Source organism: Citrobacter portucalensis, from assembly GCF_002042885.1.
Taxonomy (GTDB): Bacteria; Pseudomonadota; Gammaproteobacteria; order Enterobacterales; family Enterobacteriaceae; genus Citrobacter; species Citrobacter portucalensis.
In genome coordinates this window covers 1-594 of the sequence record NZ_MVFY01000037.1, presented here as the reverse complement: position 1 = coordinate 594, position 594 = coordinate 1, and the positions used below count along the sequence as shown (strand labels likewise).

The 594-nt window shown below is 46.1% G+C and carries 2 tRNA genes and 1 rRNA gene; all 3 read right to left on the bottom strand.

Annotated features, from left to right (window positions below):
• Positions 1 to 187 precede the first annotated feature (187 nt).
• A tRNA-Ala gene (locus tag BZK40_RS24075) sits at positions 188 to 263 on the bottom strand.
• Positions 264 to 368: 105 nt separating this feature from the next.
• Positions 369 to 445 (bottom strand) — tRNA-Ile (locus tag BZK40_RS24070).
• Positions 446 to 516: 71 nt separating this feature from the next.
• A 16S ribosomal RNA gene (locus BZK40_RS24065) occupies positions 517 to 594 on the bottom strand; the annotation flags it as partial.

Here is a 594-nt window from a genome sequence, read left to right as displayed (position 1 = left end):
TTCGATTCATCATCGACTTGCAAAAATTTGAGAGACTCGAACACACCATTTTTCATTTCTTATTACGGAGAAATGAAACAGTGTGTCGTTTCAATTTTCAGCTTGATCCAGATTTTTAAAGAGCAAAACTTCGCAGTGAACCTTTTCAGGTACACTCTGAAGTTTTCTTGTGTTTTTGCAGTAAGGATGGTGGAGCTATGCGGGATCGAACCGCAGACCTCCTGCGTGCAAGGCAGGCGCTCTCCCAGCTGAGCTATAGCCCCATCGTAGTTATCTCATTCACCTTAATTCTTGCTGAGACAAGGCGTGGAGCGGCGAAGCATACTGAAGTATGCGAGTCGTTTCACAACGCGGTATCAGAAAGAATTTGGTAGGCCTGAGTGGACTTGAACCACCGACCTCACCCTTATCAGGGGTGCGCTCTAACCACCTGAGCTACAAGCCTGCAGAGATTTTCTTACTGCTAATTTTCATCAGACAATCTGTGTGAGCACTACAAAGGTCGGTTCTTTAAGGTAAGGAGGTGATCCAACCGCAGGTTCCCCTACGGTTACCTTGTTACGACTTCACCCCAGTCATGAATCACAAAGTGGT